Genomic DNA, 20,413 nt, shown 5'->3' on the forward strand with positions numbered 1-20,413 from the left:
TTCGGGTTGGTGCGGTGGGGTCCTTGTCCACACCACCGTAGGACTCCGCGGGGCCTTCGGTGTTTATCCGGCATGGAGCGCCGCCCTCCCGCCCTGCGCCGCTTTGTCACTGTCGCGGCCGGGACCTCCCGTGCGGTGGGGTGCCGTCGGGGGGCTACGGGTTCGTCGTACCCGCCTTCAGGGCGAGCCACAGCTCCATCCGTACGTCCGGATCGTCCAGGGAGCGCCCGAGGATCTCCTCGACGCGCTTCATCCGGTAGCGCAGCGTGTGGCGGTGCACGCCGAGGTCGGCCGCCGCCGCGTCCCACTGCCCGTGGCGCGAGAGCCAGGCCTGGAGGGAGGCCACGAGATCGCCCCGGCCGGTCGCGTCGTGTTCCCGCAGGGCCCGCAGGGTGCCGTCCGCGAAGGCCCGTACGGCGTCGTCGGCCAGCAGCGGCAGGACGGAGCCCGCCGCGAGGTCCTCGTGCTCGACGAGCGGCCGTCCGCGGCGGCGGGCCACGGCGAGGGCCTGGTCGGCCTGCTTGAAGGCGGCCGCCACGCCCGCCGCCGCGGCGGGCGCCGACAGCCCGACCACCAGCTCGTCCGGCTCGGGGCCCGTCGCGTCCCGGCCGCGCCGGGTCTCCAGCGCCTCGGCGTGGTCCGCGCACGCCTGTACGGCCGAACCCCCGTCGGCGGCGAGCACCACCAGCCGGCCCTCCTCCGGCACCACCAGCAGCGCCTCGCCGGTCCGCGCGGCCGCCGACTCGACCGCGTCGGCCAGCAGCGCCAGCCCCTCCGGCTGCGCGGTGCCCGGCAGCGCCGGTTCCGCGACGACGATCCGGAACGGCGCGTCCAGCAGGGCCCCGTACAGGTCCCCCGCCACCGCCCGGGCGTGCTCCGCCTCCCCCTCCAGCAGCATCCGCAGCACGGCCGCGCCGAGCCGGGACTCCGCGTCGTGCAGCGACCGGGAGCGCTCGGTGGTCAGGGTGAGCAGGGCGACGGCGGAGTGCACCGCGTACCGTTCGGCGGTGCCCAGCGGGGCCCCCGTGCCGACGGCCAGCGCGCCCCGGGCCCGCCGTCCGGTGCCCAGCGACTGGAGCTCGACGCGGTCCTCCGAGCCGCCGACGACCGCACTGGCCGGGGCGGGCCGCTCGCGCAGCCGCTCCACGTCGGGGGTGAGCCGCGCGGCCCGGCGCGCGGCCCACTCGGGGGCGGCGGCCACGACGGCGCCGGAGGTGTCGTACAGCGCGGCCCAGCCGTGCACGTGGGCGGCCAGCTTCGTCAGCAGGTCGGCGGGGCCGTCGGCGGAGAGCGCGGCCCGGGTCAGCTCCCGCTGCGCCTCGAAGCCGGCCGTCACGGCCCGGTACTGGTCCGCGGCGAGGGCCGCCGAGACGGCCTTGCTGATCGCGAGGAACGGGGTGCGCCGGGGCACCTCCAGCAGCGGCAGGTCCTCCTCGCGGGCCGCGTCGACCAGCGCCTGCGGGACCGCCTCGTAGTTGACGCCGACGGCGAAGCCGATCCCCACGACCCCGGCGGCCGCGAGGCGCCGTACGTAGCGGCGCATCTCCTCGGGGTCCTCGGCGTCCAGCTTCATCGCCGTGACGAGCAGCAGCTCGCCGCCCTCCATGTAGGGGACCGGGTCGGCGAGCTCGCTGACGTGGGCCCAGCGCACGGGGGTGTCGAGGCGGGTCTCCCCGGCCCGGACGCTGAGTTTGAGCGCCGAGTGCTGGACGAGCGAGGCAAGGGTGAGCGGCATCGGGTACCAGGGGCCTTCGGCGGGAGGGGAGGGAGACTGCGGGGCCTTCGGGATTTCGCCGTGTCGTATGAACGGCCCTTCTCGATTCTGCCACCCCGTACGGGTCGGCTCAGCCCGTTCCGGCCAACCGGACGAGCAGCGGCGCCGCCCGCTCCCCGCGGACCGAGGTCAGCGAGAGCACCGCGCAGCCGGGCGGTACGGCGTGCGCCAGCTCGGAGGCCGACCACCGCTCGCGCTCGACCTGGCGCACGGTGACGGCATCGGTGGTGACCGCCTTGCCGGTGACCATCTTGCGGAAGGCGTGGATGGCCCGGGTGAGCGGCTGGTCGGCGAAGACGGTCCGGTGGGTGACGTCCCGGGTCTCGACCCATTCGGTGCCCCAGGCCTCGGCGAAGCGCTTCCCGTCCCAGGTGGTGACGCCGGAGAAGGCCATCCGGCAGCCGACGGCGCCGAGCAGCGGGGTGCGCAGGGCCTCCGGTACGTCGTCCAGCGCGCGCAGGGTCAGCAGCACCCCGGCGTTCACCGACCGCAGCCGCTGCACCCCGCGGACCGTCTCGGGGGTCAGGGTGTGCGAGGCGTCGTCGAGGGCGAGGAAGGCGAAGAGCGAGCGGTCGGCGCGGGCGGTGGCGCAGGCGTTGAACTGGGCGAGGAGCAGCCGGGCCAGCATCCGGGAGGCGTCGGCGTGGCCCCGTTCGGGGAGGTCGATCCGGACCCGGACGGGGTGTTCCAGGGCGCGCATGGAGAAGGGGCGGCCCCGGCCCGTGGTGTCGAAGAACCCGGCGAAGGCGGGCCGGTCCAGCAGGGCGAGCCGGTCGGCCAGGGCGGGGCCGGGGTCGGCGGGGGCGCCGTGCTGGCGCGTGCGCGCGTCGAGCTCGCGGAGCATGGCCTGCTGTCCGGCGTCCTCCAGCGTGTGGCGCAGCGCGTCGAGGGCGGGCTGCAGCCCGTCGAGGAGCTCGCGCAGCTCCGGCACGGCGGGGAAGCGTCCGTACGCCGCCCGGTACGGGCCGAGCAGCTGCGCGAGGGCGGTCGCGGCGCGGCGCACGTCGATGCCGGGGACGTCTCCGACGAAGGCCTCGGCGAGGAGGGTGGCGGCCTCGTCGGGGTCGGCGGTGCCGCCGTAGAGGTCGAGGTCGTGGACGGAGTCGGGGTCGCCGACGCGCACGACGATGTCGTAGCCGCCGTCGGGGCCCAGCCCGGCGCCGGCGGAGCCGACGGCGATGACGGCGGCCTGGCCGGCCAGCGCCTGCAGCGCGAGGGACTCGACGACGGGCCGCACCAGCCGGGCGGTCTTCCCGGTCCCGGAGGGCCCGACGGCGAGCAGGGAGGTCCCGAGCACCGCGGGGTCGAGGGCGAGGGGGGTGCCGCGACGGGAGTAGGGGTTGCGCTCCTGGTCCTCGACGCTGCCGAGCAGCACCTGCCGGGCGAGCAGGTCGTGCCGGGCGGCGCGCACGGGCAGGTCCCGGTCGCCGGAGGGGTGGAGGCAGGCGGCGGCGCCCTTGTCGCGCACGGAGTCGGCGAAGGCCCGCACGCGGGTGGGATCGGCCTGGACGGAGTCCCAGGCGCGGCGGATGCGGGCGTAGTCCACGTCGTTCATCCGCCCGCCCACGACCTCCCCCCCGAGCCGGTCGGCCACCTCCGTGAGCCCGGCGGCGCGGAGCTGGGGCCACTGGGCCAGGTCCTCGGCAGGCGGTTCGGAGGGCGCGGAGCGGGCGCCCTGCGCGCCGGCGGCGGCCGAGGTGCCGCCACCGGTCGGCCGGATCAAGCGGCGCAGCAGTCGGCCGGCGCCGCCGAGCCAGGCGTAGGCCAGGACCACCGAGGCGTCGGCCACGGTCTTCATGGTCTGGTCGAGTCTGAGGTTCGCCTGCATGTCGTTCTTGTCGTACGGGGCGAAGGCGAGGAGCAGCTGCCGGACCGGCAGCTGGAAGTTGTCGACGAGCAGGAGGGTGACGTAGGCGAGCGGAACGACCGCGAGGGCCTGCACCCAGGGGCCGCGCGCGACGACCAGACGGGCCCAGGCCGCAGGCCAGCTGCCGAGCCTTCCGAAGCCGTAGAGGAGTACCGCGACGAAGAGCATTTCGTAGATCGGCTTGGCCTGGACTCCCCCGGTACCCCGGACGGGCTCTCCGCTCGCGGAGTACCAGCTGTCGGGCGTGAACAGGTTCAGCGGCGCGTCCCAGAAGGGAATGTAGGTGTTGCGCATGAGGGACCAGACGAGGACGCAGGCCAGGAAGGAAACGACGGCGCCGCTGGCGAGCGACCGGTCGGCCGTCCTCTCGGGTTCCACAGCCGCGCGCGGCACGTGGCCGTACCGCCAGACACCCGGCTGGGCGGACGGGCGTGGGATGCGCAGCCAGTCGGCGAGGGTCGGGCCCTGCCCGGGGGCGTAGCTCGGCTTCGGGGGGAGCGCGGGAGGGCCCGCGGGTCTTGGCACGCGGCCCCCCTGGGTCGTCTGTCCGTCGTGCGTGCCCTCGGTGTCCATGAACCCCTGCCCCCTGCCCGTGCCAAGCGCTGCGGCGCTCAATCTAGTGCCCGGTACGGCCCCGCGACCCGTTGCCCACCGGGTTCCGCGGTACGCGTCCCCGTTCCTTCCTATGGCCGCCGCGGACAAGGACACGCGGGCACCACTCCCGAACGGCGCATGCCGTACTCCCTCCCCCGGGCCTAGCCTGCGGACAAAGACACAAGTGCGTCCGAAAACACCCCCCAGGAGCCCCCTATGACCGCTGTCCCGCAGGAGCGCCGCATCGTCACCGCGATCCCCGGCCCCAAGTCGCAGGAGCTGCAGGCCCGCCGCCTTTCGGCGGTGGCCGGCGGCGTGGGCTCCGTGCTGCCCGTCTTCACGGCCCGCGCGGGCGGCGGCATCATCGAGGACGTCGACGGCAACCGCATGATCGACTTCGGTTCCGGCATCGCCGTGACCTCGGTCGGCGCCTCCGCCGAGGCCGTCGTGCGCCGCGCCTCCGCGCAGCTCGCCGACTTCACCCACACCTGCTTCATGGTCACCCCCTACGAGGGCTACGTCGAGGTCTGCGAGGCCCTCGCCGAGCTGACCCCCGGTGACCACGCCAAGAAGTCGGCCCTGTTCAACTCGGGCGCCGAGGCCGTCGAGAACGCCGTCAAGATCGCCCGTTCGTACACCAAGCGCCAGGCCGTCGTCGTCTTCGACCACGGCTACCACGGCCGTACGAACCTCACGATGGCCCTGACCTCGAAGAACATGCCGTACAAGCAGGGCTTCGGTCCGTTCGCCCCCGAGGTCTACCGCGTCCCGGTCGCCTACGGCTACCGCTGGCCGACCGGCGCCGAGAACTGCGGCCCCGAGGCCGCCGCCCAGGCGATCGACCAGATCAGCAAGCAGATCGGCGCGGAGAACGTCGCCGCGATCATCATCGAGCCGGTCCTCGGCGAGGGCGGCTTCATCGAGCCGGCCAAGGGCTTCCTCCCGGCGATCGTGAAGTTCGCCAACGACAACGGCATCGTCTTCGTGGCCGACGAGATCCAGTCCGGCTTCTGCCGCACCGGCCAGTGGTTCGCGTGTGAGGACGAGGGCATCGTCCCGGACCTCATCACCACCGCGAAGGGCATCGCGGGCGGTCTGCCGCTCGCCGCCGTGACCGGCCGCGCCGAGATGATGGACGCCGTGCACGGCGGTGGCCTGGGCGGCACCTACGGCGGCAACCCGGTGGCCTGCGCCGGTGCGCTCGGTTCCATCGAGACCATGAAGGAGCTCGACCTCAACGCCGCGGCGAAGAAGATCGAGTCGGTCATGAAGACCCGCCTGACGGCCATGCAGGAGAAGTACGACATCATCGGCGACATCCGCGGCCGCGGCGCCATGATCGCGATCGAGCTCGTCAAGGACCCGGTCTCCAAGACCCCGTTCCCGGAGGCGGCCGGCGCGCTCGCCAAGGCCTGCCACGCCGAGGGCGTGCTCGTCCTCACCTGCGGCACCTACGGCAACGTGCTCCGCTTCCTGCCCCCGATCGTCATCGGCGAGGACCTGCTGAACGAGGGCCTGGACGTCATCGAGGCCGCTTTCGCGGGCATCTGAGCGAACGCCCGAACACAGGCGCCCGTCCCTACCGCCGGTAACGGTCGGGCACTGTGAAGAAGGTGTGGGGGGCCGATGGCGGGAGCGCGTTCCCGCTGTCGGCCCCCCTCCCGTTGGCGTACGGTTTCTGCAGATGAGTGAGACAGACCGTCCCCGGGCGACCGGGGACGATTCCGGTACCGGGCTTCCCCAGCGCCGTACTGGGCATGCGTTCGCGCACACTCCTCTCAGATCGGACGGCCGTCCGCCCCAAACCCCCCGGGGCGCACGGCAACCCGATCCGGCCGGCCGTCCCGGAACCATCCCCCCTGTTCCGGGACGGCCGGCCATCCTCTCGTCCGCCGCGGCCCTCTCGGCCCTCTGCGCCGCCCTCTTCGCCCTGATCACCTGGCAGGTCCGCACGTCGGGACCGTTGCTGACCCCGGATCACGCACTGAGCCGCGCCGTGGTGCGCACCGTCCCCGACGCCGTCACCGAACGCCTCGCCGACCTCGGGAACATCCCGGTTGCCGTGCCGGTCCTGGTCCTCGCGATGCTCTACGCCGCCCGGCGCGGCCGGGTCCGCGCCGCACTGACGGCCGGCCTGGCGATGGCCGTGGTACCGGCGCTGATCGTGCCGCTCAAGGAGTGGACCGCCCGCCCGGGCCCCCTGGAGCCCTGGGCCGCCGGCTACTTCCCCTCGGGGCACACGGCCACGGCCCTGACGGCCTATGCGGCGGCCGCCCTGCTGCTCACCCCGTACACCCGCCGACGCTGGCCCCCGGCCCTCGCGGCCCTGCTGACGGCCCTCACCGCGACGGGCCTGGTCCTGCGCGGCTTCCACTGGCCCCTGGACGTCCTGGCCAGCCTCCTGCTGTGCACCCCCCTCCTGCTGGCCGTGCGCCGTGCGGCGGGTCAGCCGCCGAAGTAGGCGTCGAAGCGGCAGCTGAACTCCCAGCCGCCGAAGCGGTCCCGACCAATCCTCTGGTCAAGGGGTGCGGTCCTCACCGCCCTCCCCCGCCAGGACCCGCCCCACCGCCTCGTGCATGGCGAGCTCCAGCAGCACGGGGTCGGTGAGCGTCCCCTCCCCGTCCGGAACCACCAGCCAGCGCACTCCGTCCGCCTCCCGGACCGGGTGCGGGACCACGATCCAGGTCCCGCGGCCGGCGCCGCGCACGCCCGTGCCGAGCCAGCGCGACGCCGTTCCCGGGGGCACGAAGAAACCCACCCGGGCGTCGCCGCAGTCCGCGAGCACCGGGCCGGGCCGGGCGGTGAGCAGGTGCAGTACGTCGAGAGTGGCCCGGCCCAGCTCCCCCGGCAGGATCAGCACGTCCCAGCTCCGGCCGGCGGGCAGGAGGGCGACGCCGAGGGGGCCCCGCTCCCATTCCCACCGGCAGGCGTCGGGATCCGGCGCCACCGATACCAGCCATTCCACTGCCGCCTTGGCCCCCGGGAACGTCATCGCCCGGCCTCCGTTCTCTCGTGCGCGGTGAAGGGTTCTCACCGGGAGAGAGCGGGGCCGGGCGACGGTATGACGCGAGTTCCGTTACTCCGTCGTGGTGAAGCGGGCCACACGGACCCGCTCGACGACTCGATCAGGAATCGAAGCCGAGCCCGAAGCGGTCCAGGGTGCGCAGCCAGAGGTTGCGGCGGCCGCCCCGGGCGTCGGACCGGGCCAGCGACCACTTGGTGAGGGTGATCCCGGTCCAGGCGAACGGCTCCGGCGGGAACGGCATCGGCTTGCTGCGCACCATCTCCAGCCGCGTCCGCTCGCTGGACACCCCGTCCAGCAGGTCCAGCATCACGTCGGCCCCGAAGCGGGTGGCGCCGACGCCGAGCCCGGTGAAGCCGGCCGCGTAGGCGACCCTGCCCGAGTGGGCCGTGCCGAAGAAGGCCGAGAAGCGGGAGCAGGTGTCGATGGCCCCGCCCCAGGCGTGGCTGAACTTCAGCCCCTCCAGCTGCGGGAACGCGGTGAAGAAGTGCTCAGCGAGCTTGAGGTAGGTCTCGGGCCGGTGGTCGTACTCGGAGTCGAGCTTCCCCCGGTACGGGTAGATGGCGTCGTAGCCGCCCCAGAGGATCCGGTGGTCCTTGGTGATCCGGAAGTAGTGGAACTGGTTGGCGCTGTCGCCCAGGCCCTGGCGCCGCTTCCAGCCGATGGAGGCCAGCTGCTCCTCGCTCAGCGGCTCCGTCATCAGCGCGTAGTCGTACACCGGGACCGTGAAGGGACGGATCCGCTTGACCAGCGAGGGGAAGATGTTGGTGCCCAGCGCGACCCGGCGGGCGAGGATCGTGCCGTACGGGGTGGTGACGGCCATCCCGGCGCCCACGGAGGACATCTTCAGGCCGCGCGTGTTCTCGTAGATCCGCACGCCCAGCTCCAGGCAGGCCCGCTTGAGGCCCCAGGCGAGCTTCGCCGGGTTGAGCATCGCGACGCCCTCGCGGTCCCACAGGCCCGCGAGGAAGGTCGGGGAGTCGACCTCGGCGCGCAGCGCCTCCCGGTCCAGCCATTCGGAGCCGTCCGCGAGGCCGAGCTTGCGTGCCTCCTCGTGGAGTTCGCGCAGTTCCTCGACCTGGTGGGGCTCGGTGGCCACGTCGATCTCACCGGTGCGCTCGAAGTCGCAGTCGATGCCGTAGCGGGCGACCGCCGCCTCGATCTCGTCGAGGTTGCGGGCGCCCAGCTCCTCCAGCTTGGCGAGTTCGCCGGGCCAGCGGGCCATGCCGTTGGCGAGCCCGTGGGTGAGGGAGGCCGCGCAGAAGCCGCCGTTGCGGCCGGAGGCGGCCCAGCCCGCCTCCTTGCTCTCGATCAGGACCACGTCCCGGCCGGGGTCGCGCTCCTTGGCGATCAGAGCGGTCCACAGCCCGCTGTAGCCTCCGCCGACGACGAGCAGGTCGCAGCGCTCGTCGGAGGTGAGCGCCGGCTGCGCGGCGGGCTTGCCGGGGTCGTCCAGCCAGTACGCGACCGGCTTCGCTTCGGAAAGGGATTTCGCAACACTACGCATGGCGACTGGGGCCATGGCTTCCAACTCCCTACGGAACTGAACTGATTACTTCGGTTGTGCCTTCTTGCGGCGGTTGCCGACCCACTGGCCGGCCAGCACCACCAGGACCGCGATGACGAACATCGCCGTACCGATGACGTTGATCTGGACGGGCGTACCGCGCTGGGCCGATCCCCACACGAACATGGGGAAGGTGACGGTGTTGCCCGAGTTGAAGTTGGTGATGATGAAGTCGTCGAATGAGAGCGCGAAGGACAGCAGCGCACCCGCCGCGATGCCGGGGGCGGCGATCGGCAGGGTGACCCGCAGGAACGTCTGGACCGGTCCGGCGTAGAGGTCGCGCGCGGCCTCCTCCAGCCTCGGGTCCATCGACAGCACGCGCGCCTTGACGGCGGCGACGACGAAGCTGAGGCAGAACATCACGTGGGCGATCAGGATGGTCCAGAAGCCCAGCTGGATGCCCATGTTGAGGAAGAGGGCGAGCAGGGACGCCGCCATCACGATCTCGGGCATGGCCATCGGCAGGAAGATCAGTGAGTTGACCGCGCCGCGCGCCCGGAACCGGTAGCGCACGAGCGCGAAGGCGATCGCGGTGCCGAGCACGGTCGCGCCGATGGTGGCCCAGAAGGCGATCTGGAGGGAGAGCGAGAGGGAGCCGCACAGGTCGGCGACCCCGCAGGGGTCCTTCCAGGCGTCGAGCGAGAACTCCTGCCAGGCGTAGTTGAAGCGCCCGGCGGGGTTGTTGAAGGAGAAGACCGTCACGACGACGTTGGGCAGGATCAGGTACGCGAGCGTGCCGAGTCCCGCGATGACCACGAAGTTGCGGCGGAGCCAGCCAAGGGGCTTGTTCATCAGACCAGGTCCTCCGTCCCCGCACGGCGGATGTAGATGGACACCATGATCAGCACGATGGCCATGAGGATGAAGGACAGCGCGGCCGCCGTCGGGTAGTCGAGGATGCGCAGGTACTGCGACTGGATGACGCTGCCGATCATCCGGGTGTCCGTCGAGCCGAGCAGTTCGGCGTTGACGTAGTCGCCGCTCGCCGGGATGAAGGTGAGCAGGGTCCCGGAGACCACGCCCGGCATCGAGAGCGGGAAGGTCACCTTGCGGAACACCGTGGAGGGGCGGGCGTACAGGTCCCCGGCCGCCTCGTGGAGGCGGGTGTCGATGCGCTCCAGCGAGGTGTAGAGCGGCAGGATCATGAAGGGGAGGAAGTTGTACGTCAGGCCGCAGACCACCGCGAGCGGCGTGGCCAGGACCCGGTCCCCCTCGGTCATGCCGAGCCAGCTGGTGACGTCGAGGAAGCCGACGGCGTTGAGGGCGCCGACCACCGGACCTCCGTCGGCGAGGATCGTCTTCCAGGCCAGGGTACGGATCAGGAAGCTGGTGAAGAACGGGGCGATGACCAGCACCAGCAGGAGGTTGCGCCAGCGGCCGGCCTTGAAGGCGATCAGATAGGCCAGCGGGTACCCGAGCAGCAGGCACAGCGCGGTCGCGGTGCCCGCGTAGAGCAGGGACCTCAGGAACTGCGGGTAGTAGTCGCCGAAGGCCTCCCAGTAGGTCTGGAAGTGCCAGGTGACCTTGAAGCCCTCTTCGAGCGAACCGGTCTGCACCGAGGTGGAGGCCTGGTAGATCATCGGCAGCACGAAGAACACGAGCAGCCACAGGATGCCGGGGAGCAGCAGCCAGTACGGGATCAGGCGCTTGCGCAGGGACGCCCTGTGCACCGGGGGTTCGGCCGGGGCGGCCTCCCGGGGCGGCGCGGAGACGGCGGTCACGCGCTCTCCTCGACGGTCTCGACGCCGGCGTCGATGTCCATGGCGGCGTCCAGGCCGAAGCTGTGCTCCGGGTTCCAGTGGAGTATGACCTCGGCGCCGGGGACGAGGCGGGCGTCGCGCTCGATGTTCTGCGCGTACACCTCCAGCTCCGGGCAGACCTGGCTGTCTATGACGTACTGGGTGGAGACGCCGATGAAGGAGGAGTCGGCGATCCGACCCGTGATCTTGTTCCGGCCGGCCGCGACGGTGTGCTCCTCGTCCGCGTGGACCAGGGAGATCTTCTCGGGGCGCACTCCGACCAGCAGCTTTCCGCCCGCGCGGGGCGTGGTCGAACATCGCTGCCCGGGCAGGCGCAGCGTGGTGCCGGAGGCCGAGACGACGACGTCGGTGCCCGCGGACTCCACCGAGGCCTGGATCAGGTTGGAGGTGCCGAGGAAGTTCGCGACGAAGGTGGTCCGCGGGTTCTCGTACAGCTCGGCGGGGGCGCCCAGCTGCTCGACCCGGCCGCCGTTCATCACCGCGACCGTGTCGGCCATGGTCATGGCCTCCTCCTGGTCGTGCGTGACGTGCACGAAGGTGATGCCGACCTCCGTCTGGATCCGCTTGAGCTCCAGCTGCATCTGGCGGCGCAGCTTGAGGTCCAGGGCGCCCAGCGGCTCGTCGAGGAGGAGCACCTGGGGGTGGTTGATCAGGGCGCGGGCGACGGCGACGCGCTGCTGCTGGCCACCGGAGAGCTGGTGGGGCTTGCGCTGGGCGAACTGGCCGAGCTGCACCAGCTCCAGCATCTCGTCGACCTGCTTCTTGACGGACTTGACGCCGCGGCGGCGCAGCCCGAACGCGATGTTCTCGTAGATGCTCAGGTGCGGGAACAGCGCGTAGCTCTGGAAGACGGTGTTGACCGGGCGCTTGTACGGCGGCAGGTGGGTGACCTCGCGGTCGCCGAGGCTGACCGTGCCGGTGGAGGGCTCCTCCAGGCCGGCGATCATGCGCAGGGTGGTGGTCTTCCCGCAGCCCGAGGCGCCGAGCAGGGCGAAGAAGGAGCCCTGGGGGATGGTGAGGTCCAGCGGGTGCACGGCGGTGAAGGATCCGTAGTGCTTGCTGATCCCGGCGAGGCGGACGTCGCCGCTCGCGGTCTTGTCAGTCATGGGTCGCGGCCTTCGGTGGTGGTGTCGTCGGAAGGGTGCGGGAGCGCGGGGGTGGAGGGGTCTGGCGGGGGGGGAGCGGTGGGTCAGGCGCCGATGAGCCGGGTGAACTTCTCCTCGTACGCCGTCTCTTCCTCGCTGCTGAGGGAGCGGAAGGCGTGGGACTTGGCGGTCATCGCCTTGTCCGGGACGATCAGCGTGTTCTCCGCGAGCGCGGGATCGATCTTGGCGAGCTCGTCCTTGACGCCGTCCACGGGGCAGACGTAGCTGATGAACGCGGCCAGCCGGGCGGCCACCGGGAGCTCGTAGTAGTAGTCGATGAGCTTCTCGGCGTTGGCCTTGTGCCGGGCCTGGGCCGGGACCAGCAGGTTGTCGCTGGAGGTGATGTACCCGGCCGCCGGAACCGCGTACTTGATGTCGGGGTTGCCGGCCTGGAGCTGGATCACGTCGCCCGCCCAGGCCAGGCAGGCCGCGAGGTCCCCCTTGTCGAGGTCGGCGGTGTAGTCGTTGCCGGTGAAGCGGCGGATCTGCTTCGTGTCCACGCCCTTCTGGAGCCGGCCGATGGCGCCGTCGAAGTCCGCGGTGGTGAAGTTCGCCGGGTCCTTGCCCTGGTCGAGCAGGGTCATGCCGACGCTGTCGCGCATCTCGGTGAGGAAGCCGACGCGGCCCTTGAGGGAGGGGTCGTCGAGCAGCTGGGTGACGGAATCGACCTTCCTGCCCTCGGTGGCCTTGGAGTTGTAGGCGATGACGGTCGAGATGCCGGTCCAGGGATAGCTGTAGGAGCGGCCCGGGTCCCAGTCGGGGCTGCGGAACTGCGGGGAGAGGTTGGCGTAGGCGTGCGGCAGGTGGGAGGGGTCCAGCTTCTGCGCCCAGCCGAGCCGGATGATCCGGGCGGCGAGCCAGTCGGTGACGACGATCAGGTCGCGCCCGGTGTCCTGGCCGGCGGCCAGCTGCGGGCGGATCTTGCCGAAGAACTCGACGTTGTCGTTGATGTCCTCGCTGTACTTGACCTCTATGCCGGTGCGCTTGCCGAACTCCTCCAGCGTGGGACGGGACTTCTCGTCCTCGCTGGTGTCCATGTACTCGGTCCAGTTGGAGAAGTTGAGCACCTTCTCCCGGTCCGAGTGATCGGCGGAGGCGGCCGCCGCGCCGCTCTCGCGCCGGGCGGGCGGGATGCCGCAGGAGGTCAGGGCGGACAGGCCGCCGAGGGTGAGCGCCCCGATGCCGGACGCGCGCAGCAGCGAACGGCGGGTGAGGGCGCCCCGCCCGCTGGTGAGACTGCGCCGCATCGCGGCGAGCTGCGCCGCGGAGAGGCGGCCGGGGTCGAGCTGCTCCATTGGCTGTGGCCTTTCGGGAGGTGTGCCGCTGGTCGGGCGGTGGCTGTTATCGGTCCCCGAAGATGGTGCGGTGCCAGTCCTTGGCCGCCACCGCGGTGTTGTCGTACATCACGTGCTTGACCTGCGTGTACTCCTCGAAGGAGTAGGTGGACATGTCCTTTCCGAAGCCGCTGGCCTTGTAGCCGCCGTGGGGCATCTCGCTGATGATCGGGATGTGGTCGTTGACCCACACGCAGCCGGCCTTGAGCTCGCGCGTGGCGCGGTTCGCCCGGTAGAGGTCCCGGCTCCAGGCGGAGGCGGCGAGCCCGTACGGGGTGTCGTTGGCCAGCGCGAGGCCCTCGTCGTCGGTGTCGAAGGGCAGGACGACCAGCACCGGGCCGAAGATCTCGGACTGGACGACCTCGCTGTCCTGCGCGGCGCCGGAGATCAGGGTGGGCCGGTAGTAGGCGCCCCCCTCCAGCTCGCCGCCCGGGATCCCGCCGCCGGTGACGACCGTGGCGTACGCGCGGGCGCGCTCGACGAAGGCGGCGACCCGGTCGCGCTGGGCGTGCGAGACCAGCGGGCCGAGATCGGTGGTGGGCGCGAAGGGGTCACCGAGCCGGACGCTCTCCATCAGCTCGGCGACCCGGGCGACGAAGGCGTCGTGCAGGGGGCGCTGGACGTAGGCGCGGGTGGCCGCGGTGCAGTCCTGGCCGGTGTTGATGAGCGAGGCGGCGACGGCGCCGTGGGCGGCGGCCTCCAGGTCGGCGTCGTCGAAGACGAGGAAGGGGGCCTTGCCGCCGAGCTCCAGGTGGAGCCGCTTGACGGTGGCGGTGGCGATCTCGGCCACCCGCTTGCCGACGGCGGTGGAGCCGGTGAAGGAGGTCATGACCACGTCGGGGTGGCCGACCAGGTGCTCGCCCGCCTCCCGCCCGGCGCCCGTGACGATGTTGACCACGCCGTCGGGGATGCCCGCCTCCTTGGCCGCCTGGGCGAACATCAGGGAGGTCAGGGGGGTGAGCTCGGCGGGCTTGAGGACGATGGTGTTGCCCGCGGCGATGGCCGGGAGGATCTTCCAGGCGGCCATCTGGAGCGGATAGTTCCAGGGGGCGATGGAGCCGACGACGCCGATGGCCTCGCGCCGTACGTACGAGGTGTGGTCCCCGGAGTACTCGCCGGCCGCCTGGCCCTGGAGGTGACGGGCCGCGCCCGCGAAGAAGGCCGTGTTGTCGATGGTCCCCGGCACGTCGAACTCCGTGGACAGCTTGACCGGCTTGCCGCACTGCAGGGACTCGGCGTACGCGAAGTCCTCCGCCTGCTCGGCCAGTACGCCGGCCAGCCGGTGCAGCGCGTCCGAACGCTCCCCGGGGGTCGCGGCCGACCAGGCGGGGAAGGCCCGCTTGGCGGCGGCTACGGCCTCGTCCACGTCCGCCGTGCCCGCCAGTTCGTAGGTGAGCACCTCCTGACCGGTCGCGGGGTCGACCACCGTGTGCGAGCGACCCGACGTACCGGAGCGGAGCCGGCCGTCGATGTACTGCGCGCCGTCTGCGAAGCGGTCCTTAACCTGGAAGCGGTTACCCATCACGCTCTCACGCTCTCCGTAGCTACAGCTCGAATTGAGTGCCGATCCTGACAGAGGTGTTCCCCTCCGCCAAGTGATTCCGTTGTTGCCTTTTGATTACGCGACGGAATCGGTCGACCATGTGTCGAGGCGCGCCCGAAATCCCGTACGAAGTGTCAGTGGTGACTGCCAGACTCGCGTGCATGGAGATGACCGACAAGTTGATCGGGCAGGTCAGCCGTGGTGAGCGGCTGAAGTACCTGCCCTTCTGGGGGCACCGGCCGCAGGCTGACGGACGGCTCGGTCCGAGCTGTCTGAGCCAGTGGTGGCCGTCCGCTTTCACTGTGGGTGATGTCCGGTACGCCACGGCCGAGCACTGGATGATGGCCGGCAAGGCGCGGTTGTTCGGGGACGCGGAGGCGGAGCGGGCGGCGCTGCGGGCCGGGAGTCCGGCGGCCGCGAAGAAGGCCGGACGGCTGGTGCGCGGCTTCGACGAGACCGTGTGGCAGCGGGAGCGGTTCGCGCTGGTCGTGGAGGGCAGCGTCCACAAGTTCGGCTCCGATCCGGCGCTGCGGGCGTACCTGCTCGGTACGGGGAACCGGGTGCTGGTGGAGGCGAGCCCGGTGGACCGGATCTGGGGCATCGGACTGGCCGCCGACGACGAGCGCGCCCTGGACCCGGCGCGCTGGCGGGGGCTGAACCTGCTGGGCTTCGCGCTGATGGAGGCGCGGGAGCGGCTGCGGGAGGGGAACGCCGAGTGAATCCCGCGGAGCGGCGCCGGGTGGCGGCCGTCATCGTGCGGGACGGCAGCGTGCTGATGGTGCGCGAGAGGGGACGGGGGCCGTCCGGCCGGCACGACGGGGCGGAGTACTGGACCCTGCCGGGCGGCGGGGTGGAGCCCGGGGAGGACCTGGAGGCGGCCGTGCGGCGCGAGGTGGCCGAGGAGACGGGGCTGCGGGCCCTGTCGGTGCGCCGCGCGTACGAGGCTCCGTACCCCTCCGGCTGGACCACCTGTTTCCGGGTGGAGGTGGCGGCCGGGGAGCCGGTGCTGGGGGTGGACGCGGAGCTGGAGTGCGACTGCCCCCGGATGGTGGGCCTGACGTGGGTCCCCCTCCCCCGGACCGGCGCGGACGGCCCCTACATGGTCCCCACCCTGCTGTCCGCCGCCGCGCCCTGAGCCCCGTGGCCTCGCCCCCGTGGCCTCACCCGCGCCGGGCGTCACGGACGCGGGCGGCGGCGCGGTACGGGGCCGGGGGTGCGGGCGGGTGGGGCGTCAGACGCGTTCGCGGGGCTGGTCGTCGGTCCGGGAGACCGAGGGACCGTGCCGGCCGCCGCCGGATTCCTCCAGGGTGGGGCCGAGGAAGACCAGCAGGGTCATGCCGATGCCCAGCACGATGCCGACCCCGCCGAGGATGATCCCCGCCAGGGCCATTCCGCCGTTGGTTGATTCGCCGCGGCTCGCCTTGCCCCGGCCCAGCGCGCCGAAGACGACGGCCGCGATGCCGAGGGCGATCGACCCGACCATGGTCACGCAGCCGACCACCGAGAGGATGCCGAGCACCAGGGCGGCGACGCCGAAGCCATTGCCGGCGGGCCGGGCGTAGGGCGGGTACCCGGCATAACCGGGGTAGCCGGCGTAGCCCGGGTAGGCCGGCGGGACGGGGGCCGGCGGCGGGCCGGGGTACGCGTAGGCCGCCGGGTCCGGCTGGGCCGGGTACCCGTACGCGGCCGTGGCCGGGAGCACCGGTGCCGGCGCGGGTATCGGGGGCGGCGCGTACGGAGACGGCGGGGTCGGCGTGCCCTGGACCTCCGGCGCCCGTACGGACGGGTCCTGCTCGTGGACCGGTGGAACGGCGGCGGGCGCGGTCGGGCCGCCGGGCACCGGGTGCACGGAGGGCGTCGGCGCCGCCCCGGCCTGCTTGCCCGGCTCCGCCGCGGACCTCTCGGGCGGGGCCCACGGGTCCCTCGGCTCAGGGCTCTGGTCGGTCATACGGCGCCCCCCTCTCGTACGGCCATGCTAAGCGCTGCCACCGACACGTCCCGGGGCTGCCTACGATGAAGCCGACCTGCCCGCACCCGCGTCCTCCCGGAGGCACCCGATGCCCGACCTGCACCCCTTCATCGCGGGGCTGCCCAAGGCCGAACTCCACGTCCACCACGTCGGTTCGGCGTCGCCGCGGATCGTGGCGGAACTCGCCTCCCGCCACCCCGACTCGAAGGTCCCCACCGACCCCGAAGCCCTCGCCGACTACTTCAGCTTCACGGACTTCGCCCACTTCATCGAGGTCTACCTCTCGGTCGTCGACCTGGTCCGCACCCCCGACGACGTGCGCACGCTGACCTTCGAGGTCGCCCGCGACATGGCCCGGCAGAACATCCGCTACGCCGAACTCACCATCACCCCCTACTCCTCGACGCGCCGCGGCATCGACGAGCACGCCTTCATGGAGGCCATCGAGGACGCCCGCAAGGCGGCCGAGACCGAACTGGGCGTCATCCTGCGCTGGTGCTTCGACATCCCCGGCGAGGCCGGCATGGAAGCCGCCGAGGAGACCCTCCGCCTCGCCGTCGACCTGCGCCCCGAGGGCCTGGTCTCCTTCGGCCTGGGCGGCCCCGAGATCGGCGTGCCGCGCCCGCAGTTCAAGCCGTACTTCGACCGTGCCCGTGCCGCCGGCCTGCGCAGCGTGCCGCACGCCGGCGAGACCACCGGACCGGAGACGGTCTGGGACGCCGTCCGCGAGCTGGGCGCCGAGCGCATCGGCCACGGCACGAGCGCCGCCAAGGACCCGGAGCTGCTGGCGTACCTGGCCGAGCACCGCATCGCGCTGGAGGTGTGCCCGACCTCCAACATCGCGACGCGCGCCGTCGCGGACCTCGACGAGCACCCGGTCAAGGAGATGGTCGCCGCGGGCGTCCTCGTCACCATCAACAGCGACGACCCGCCGATGTTCGGCACCGACCTCAACAACGAGTACGCCGTCGCCGCCCGCCTCCTCGGCCTCGACGAGCGCGGACTGGCGCGACTCGCGAAGAACGCCGTCGAGGCCTCCTTCCTGGACCAGACCGGCAAGGAGAAGCTCAGCGCGGAGATCGACGCGTACACCGCGGACTGGCTCGCCCGCTGACGTCCCGTCGGACCCGGCGTCCCCTGAGAATGGGGGCATGAACACCCTGACTGCCGTCGGTCACCGCGGCGATCCCTACCGAGTCCGCGAGAACACCCTCGCCTCCGTCCGCTCCGCCTTCGCGCGCGGGGCGGACGCGGTGGAGGTCGACGTACGGCTGACCCGTGACGGCGTGCCGGTCCTGCTCCACGACGAGACCCTCCAGCGGCTGTGGGGCCACGACGTGCGGCTGGACGACGTCACCGCCGCACAGCTGAAGGAGCTCGCGCAGGGCGGGATCCCCACCCTGCGCGAGGCCCTGATGGCCGCCGGGGCCGGCCGGCTGATGCTGGACCTGCCGGGCGCCACGGCCGAGACCGTACGGACCGTCGTGGGCCTGGTGCGCGAGTGCGGGGCGCGCGAGCGCACGTACTACTGCGCCGGGCCGGACACCATGCTCGCGGTCCGCGCCGCCGACCCGGGCGCGGAGATCGCCCTGACCTGGACCACCCTCTCGCCGCCGCGCCGGGTGCTGATCGACGCGGTCGCCCCCCGCTGGCTCAACTACCGCTTCGGGCTGGTCGACCGGGAGCTCACGGACGCCCTGCACCGGGACGGGCTGCTGGTGTCGGCCTGGACGGCGGACACCAAGCGGTCGATGCGCGCCCTGGCCGCGGCGGGCGTGGACTCCATCACCACGAACCGGGTGGACGTGCTGACCTCGGTCCGGGCCGGGTCCGGACGGTGATCCGGGCCTGGGGGGAGCGGATCCGGACGGCGGATCCGCGTCGGCGGGACCTGGGGGTGACACTGCTGGTGCAGGTGGCGACGACCATTCCGTTCGTGGTGCCCCGCGACCCCCGGGAGTCGCCCGCGACCTGGGCGGCGTACCTGCTGACCACGCTCGGCAACCTGCCGCTGGTGTGGCGGCGCCGGGCCCCGGTCCTGGTGCTGTTCGGGGTGGTCGCGGCGGGGACGGTGTACCGGCTGGCGCTGGACGGGCCCGGCCAGCCGCTGCCGTACGCCGGGCTGATCGCCCTCTACACGATCGCGCTGCACTGCACGGAGCGGGTGCGGCTGGCCATGGGCGCGGTCGTGACGGTGGTGATCCTCGGTTCGGTCGCGCTCAACACGCAGACGGCCCGGGAGCTGCTGTTCTCGCTGTTCGTGTTCGGGGCGGCGTTCGCGCTGGGGCGGCTGCAGGCGACCCGGCAGGCGTACACCGAGGCGGCCCTGGAGCGGGCGGAGCAGCTGGAGCGGGCGAACCGGATCGAGGCGGAGCAGGCGGCGGCGCGCGAACGGGCCCGTATCGCGCGGGAGATGCACGACATCCTCTCGCACGCGGTCAGCATCATGATCGTGCAGGCGGAGGCGGGTCCGGTGGCGGTGCGCCGGGCCCCGGAACGGGCCGAGGCGGCCTTCGAGGCGATCGCCGAGACGGGCCGGGACGCGATGGCGCAGCTGCGGACGATGCTGGGGGTCCTGCGGACGGACGAGGCGGCTCCGCGTGCGCCGCAGCCCGGGATCGCGGGGCTGCCGGCGCTGTTGGACCGGGTCCGGGCGAGCGGGCCGAAGGTCTCCTACGAGCGGACGGGCGAGGTGCGCGGGCTGCCGGCCGCGCTGGAGGCGACGGTGCACCGGGTGGTGCAGGAGGCGCTGACCAATGTGGTCAGGCACGCCGGGGCCTCGACGGTGGACGTACGCCTGGAGTACGGGGTGGGGGACCTGACGGTGACGGTCACCGACGACGGCCGCGGACCGGCCGGCGCGCGCGGCGGTACGCGCAACGGCGCGGCGGACGGCTTCGCGAACGGCGCCCCGGAGGGCTCCTCGAACGGCGGGCACGGGCTGATCGGGATCCGGGAGCGGGCGGCGGCACACGGCGGGACGGCCTGGTGCGGTCCGGGGCCCGACGGGGGGTTCTCGGTGCGGGTGGTCCTTGTAACCTCGCCGCTGGAGGTGGCGACATGACGATCCGTGTGGTGGTGGCCGACGACCAGGAGCTGGTGCGCAGCGGTTTCGCGATGATCCTGGACGTCCAGGAGGACATCGAGGTCGTGGCGGAGGTGGGGGACGGCGCGGCGGCGGTGGAGGCGGTCGCCCGGCTCGCGCCGGACGTCGTGCTGCTGGACATCCGGATGCCGGTGCTGGACGGGATCGAGGCCTGCCGGAGGATATCGGCGGGCAGCGCCTGCCGGTCGGTGATGCTGACCACCTTCGACTCGGACGAGTACGTGTACGAGGCGCTGCACGCGGGGGCGAGCGGGTTCCTGCTGAAGGACGTGCGGCGGGACGATCTGGTGCACGCGGTACGGGTGGTGGCGGCGGGCGAGTCCCTGCTTGCGCCTTCGGTGGCGCGGCGGCTGATCGAGGAGTACACGGCGGTGACGGCCCGGACGGCGGGTGCGCGGGCCCTGTCGGAGGACCGGCTGGAGGTGCTGACGGCCCGGGAGCGGGAGACGCTGCTGCATCTGGGGCGGGGGCTGTCGAACGCGGAGATCGCGGCGGCGCTGACGGTCAGCGAGCACACGGTGAAGTCGCACGTGGGCAACCTGCTGGGGAAGTTGGGTCTGCGGGACCGGATCCAGGCGGTGATCTGCGCGTACGAGACGGGCCTGATCGCGGCCGGTTCTCCCTCTGGAGAGTGAGGGACGGCGTGTCGGCTCCCCCGCGCCGGTGAGTTGTCGTACCGCGGAAGACCCCTCTCACCGGTGATCCGCAACCACCCCTGTGAACAGCACCATT

General features: G+C 72.5%; 18 protein-coding genes. 8 read left to right on the forward strand and 10 right to left on the reverse strand.

The window, feature by feature from the left end; translation table 11 throughout:
- Positions 1-154 precede the first annotated feature (154 nt).
- Complete coding sequence (locus AB4039_RS02925; RefSeq protein ID WP_266842668.1) at positions 155-1,735, reverse strand: PucR family transcriptional regulator; 1,581 nt, start codon at positions 1,733-1,735, stop codon at positions 155-157.
- Between the two features lie 109 nt (positions 1,736-1,844).
- Positions 1,845-4,214, reverse strand: a complete 2,370-nt coding sequence (locus AB4039_RS02930) for an ATP/GTP-binding protein (protein WP_442269905.1) — start codon at positions 4,212-4,214, stop codon at positions 1,845-1,847.
- Positions 4,215-4,451: 237 nt separating this feature from the next.
- Here AB4039_RS02930 and gabT point away from each other — a divergent pair, with 237 nt between their 5' ends.
- Positions 4,452-5,786: a 4-aminobutyrate--2-oxoglutarate transaminase gene (gene gabT / locus AB4039_RS02935; RefSeq protein WP_442269906.1), complete on the forward strand. Its 1,335-nt coding sequence runs from the start codon at positions 4,452-4,454 to the stop codon at positions 5,784-5,786.
- A gap of 412 nt (positions 5,787-6,198) precedes the next feature.
- Positions 6,199-6,696 carry a phosphatase PAP2 family protein gene (locus tag AB4039_RS02940; protein ID WP_442269907.1) on the forward strand — a complete coding sequence of 166 codons (498 nt, stop codon included), beginning with the start codon at positions 6,199-6,201 and terminating at the stop codon, positions 6,694-6,696.
- 57 nt (positions 6,697-6,753) lie between these two features.
- On the opposite strand, the gene AB4039_RS02945 is transcribed toward AB4039_RS02940, so the two are convergent.
- From AB4039_RS02945 to AB4039_RS02975, 7 genes are all read right to left on the reverse strand, one after another.
- Positions 6,754-7,227, reverse strand: coding sequence for a hypothetical protein (locus AB4039_RS02945; RefSeq protein ID WP_266842662.1), 474 nt, complete (start codon positions 7,225-7,227; stop codon positions 6,754-6,756).
- A gap of 133 nt (positions 7,228-7,360) precedes the next feature.
- Positions 7,361-8,779, reverse strand: coding sequence for an FAD-dependent oxidoreductase (locus AB4039_RS02950; RefSeq protein ID WP_266842660.1), 1,419 nt, complete (start codon positions 8,777-8,779; stop codon positions 7,361-7,363).
- Positions 8,780-8,809: 30 nt separating this feature from the next.
- On the reverse strand, positions 8,810-9,616 hold the full coding sequence (locus tag AB4039_RS02955; protein ID WP_030227511.1) for an ABC transporter permease: 807 nt from the start codon (positions 9,614-9,616) through the stop codon (positions 8,810-8,812).
- On the reverse strand, positions 9,616-10,545 hold the full coding sequence (locus AB4039_RS02960) for an ABC transporter permease (protein ID WP_266842656.1): 930 nt from the start codon (positions 10,543-10,545) through the stop codon (positions 9,616-9,618). The genes AB4039_RS02955 and AB4039_RS02960 overlap by 1 nt, the downstream gene beginning before the upstream one ends.
- Positions 10,542-11,690, reverse strand: a complete 1,149-nt coding sequence (locus AB4039_RS02965; RefSeq protein ID WP_266842654.1) for an ABC transporter ATP-binding protein — start codon at positions 11,688-11,690, stop codon at positions 10,542-10,544. The genes AB4039_RS02960 and AB4039_RS02965 overlap by 4 nt, the downstream gene beginning before the upstream one ends.
- Before the next feature lie 83 nt (positions 11,691-11,773).
- Complete coding sequence (locus tag AB4039_RS02970) at positions 11,774-13,024, reverse strand: polyamine ABC transporter substrate-binding protein (RefSeq protein ID WP_266842652.1); 1,251 nt, start codon at positions 13,022-13,024, stop codon at positions 11,774-11,776.
- Between the two features lie 46 nt (positions 13,025-13,070).
- Positions 13,071-14,585 carry a gamma-aminobutyraldehyde dehydrogenase gene (locus AB4039_RS02975; RefSeq protein WP_442269937.1) on the reverse strand — a complete coding sequence of 505 codons (1,515 nt, stop codon included), beginning with the start codon at positions 14,583-14,585 and terminating at the stop codon, positions 13,071-13,073.
- A 182-nt stretch (positions 14,586-14,767) separates the two neighbouring features.
- Between AB4039_RS02975 and AB4039_RS02980 the strand changes: the two genes are divergently transcribed.
- Together AB4039_RS02980 and AB4039_RS02985 are read left to right on the forward strand one after the other, a co-directional pair.
- Positions 14,768-15,325, forward strand: coding sequence for an NADAR family protein (locus AB4039_RS02980; protein WP_266842650.1), 558 nt, complete (start codon positions 14,768-14,770; stop codon positions 15,323-15,325).
- A complete protein-coding gene (locus AB4039_RS02985; protein ID WP_266842649.1) occupies positions 15,322-15,741 on the forward strand; it encodes an NUDIX domain-containing protein in 420 nt (139 codons plus the stop codon). The genes AB4039_RS02980 and AB4039_RS02985 overlap by 4 nt, the downstream gene beginning before the upstream one ends.
- A gap of 96 nt (positions 15,742-15,837) precedes the next feature.
- Here the strand turns inward: AB4039_RS02985 and AB4039_RS02990 are convergent, their stop codons facing one another.
- Positions 15,838-16,554 (reverse strand): DUF4190 domain-containing protein, encoded by a 717-nt coding sequence (locus AB4039_RS02990; protein WP_442269908.1) that lies wholly within the window; start codon positions 16,552-16,554, stop codon positions 15,838-15,840.
- Positions 16,555-16,663: 109 nt separating this feature from the next.
- Here AB4039_RS02990 and AB4039_RS02995 point away from each other — a divergent pair, with 109 nt between their 5' ends.
- From AB4039_RS02995 to AB4039_RS03010, 4 genes are read left to right on the forward strand one after another with little or no spacing between them, the layout of a single operon-like run.
- Positions 16,664-17,689, forward strand: a complete 1,026-nt coding sequence (locus AB4039_RS02995; protein ID WP_266842646.1) for an adenosine deaminase — start codon at positions 16,664-16,666, stop codon at positions 17,687-17,689.
- A 37-nt stretch (positions 17,690-17,726) separates the two neighbouring features.
- Entirely contained in the window at positions 17,727-18,416 is a 690-nt protein-coding gene (locus AB4039_RS03000) for a glycerophosphodiester phosphodiesterase (protein ID WP_266842644.1), read from the forward strand.
- Positions 18,416-19,639 carry a sensor histidine kinase gene (locus AB4039_RS03005; protein ID WP_442269938.1) on the forward strand — a complete coding sequence of 408 codons (1,224 nt, stop codon included), beginning with the start codon at positions 18,416-18,418 and terminating at the stop codon, positions 19,637-19,639. Before AB4039_RS03000 ends, AB4039_RS03005 begins: the two co-directional genes overlap by 1 nt.
- Positions 19,636-20,316 carry a response regulator gene (locus AB4039_RS03010; protein ID WP_442269909.1) on the forward strand — a complete coding sequence of 227 codons (681 nt, stop codon included), beginning with the start codon at positions 19,636-19,638 and terminating at the stop codon, positions 20,314-20,316. The genes AB4039_RS03005 and AB4039_RS03010 overlap by 4 nt, the downstream gene beginning before the upstream one ends.
- Positions 20,317-20,413: the final 97 nt, after the last annotated feature.

It is taken from the genome of Streptomyces sp. M-16 (assembly GCF_052114405.1).
Taxonomy (GTDB): Bacteria; Actinomycetota; Actinomycetes; order Streptomycetales; family Streptomycetaceae; genus Streptomyces.